Below are 1416 nucleotides of genomic sequence, written 5' to 3'. Positions count from 1 at the left end.
GACCTTGAGGCAAAGATCGCACCGCTCGTCGCAGCCGGGGATCTGCCGCACTTCGTAATTGCTGCTCGGCGCTATGTGCATCTGCAGCACGCTTTGCGGACAGATCGCCGTGCAGACACCGCAGCCGATACAGCGATTTTTGGACACGACTTCGCTTACGACGTTAAAGCTCATAATCTGCTCCTAATCTTGGCTAACGCAGCGCCGAAGATCGCGCGCTCGTAGTCGTTCATCACGAGCTTTACGGCGATAAACATAAAAATCGCTATGTAAAGCGAGCCGCACACAAGCAGATACGCAGCGCCGCTTAGGCTCAGCGCATAATTTATCGGCAAAATGATCGCTACGGCTAAAAGCGACGGAGCCAGCATGCGAGCGATGTTTAGCCAAAATTTCGCCATATCGAGCCCGATTTTGAAATGGTAGTAAAAGTTCATTAAAGCGATATTTAGCAAAACAAGCGATAGCGCCGTGCCCGCCGCGCTTCCGACGCCGCCGTATAGCTTGGCTAGCGGAATGGATACGGCGATGTTTAAAAACGTCATAAATAGCGCCGCGACCGCGCGAAAGCGGAATTTGTTCTTCGCCTGCAGGATCGAAAGCCCTAAATTTTGAATAAGCGGCACGCAGACGGGGATAACCAAGATAAGCGCGATCGTATATGAAATTTCATACTGCGCGCCCGCCCATAAAATGATGAACTCACGCCCGAAAATTATCAGCATCGAGCAGATCAGAAAGATGACGTAAAACTGCAGCCTGCCGATCTTTATAAACTCCGCCGTAAGCTCGGCGTCGCTGCTATTTGCGCTTACCATCTTTGAAATTTTAGGCAGCATCACGCCGCTGATGGTGACCGAAAGCGTGATGAAGGTAGAGTTTATCATCGCCGCGACGCTGTACTGCGAGACCGCCGTAGTGCCAGCAACTACGCCTAGGATGAAATTATCCGCGCTCCAATTTACCTGATCGACGATCATCCCCAAAAAGATGAAAAACGAGTAGGAAAATACCTGCTTTAGCACGCCCGCGTCGAAATTTCGCACGCTGATACGCGGCGCGATCTTGCGCCTGCAGTAGATGAAATCCGCGGCGACGCAGAATAAATTTACCGCCGTAGCGCAGGCTACGATCGCGACCGATTTATGCCCCAAAAGAAGCACCGGCACCGCAATCGCAGGTAGCAAAAGCGTGCGCAGGATGGCGATGAGCTTAATGAATACGAAATTTTCGTGCGCCGTGAGGATCGACGAGTAGATGCTAAATGGAAAGCTCACGGCTAAATTTAGGCTCAAAAGCGCAAACATTATGCGGATCTTGCGGATCTCCTCGCCGCTTAATTTCGCGCCGAAGATCGCGTCTGCGTAGGCGATCACAAGCGCGCTGATAAGCAAGACGAGCGCGCTCATCACTAGA

The 1416-nt window shown here is 51.8% G+C and carries 2 protein-coding genes; both read right to left on the bottom strand.

The window, feature by feature from the left end; translation table 11 throughout:
- A partial coding sequence (locus tag Q0236_RS13195) for a 4Fe-4S binding protein (protein WP_367274723.1) occupies positions 1-174 on the bottom strand: 174 nt, incomplete at its 3' end.
- The coding region (locus Q0236_RS01060) for an oligosaccharide flippase family protein (protein ID WP_297913993.1) at positions 171-1416 on the bottom strand (1246 nt) is incomplete at its 5' end. The genes Q0236_RS13195 and Q0236_RS01060, both read right to left, overlap by 4 nt.

The sequence above is a fragment of the uncultured Campylobacter sp. genome, assembly GCF_938031315.1.
Lineage (GTDB): Bacteria > Campylobacterota > Campylobacteria > Campylobacterales > Campylobacteraceae > Campylobacter_B.
The sequence above is the reverse complement of the archived record's forward strand: the minus strand, read 5'-3'. Positions and strand labels throughout refer to the sequence as shown.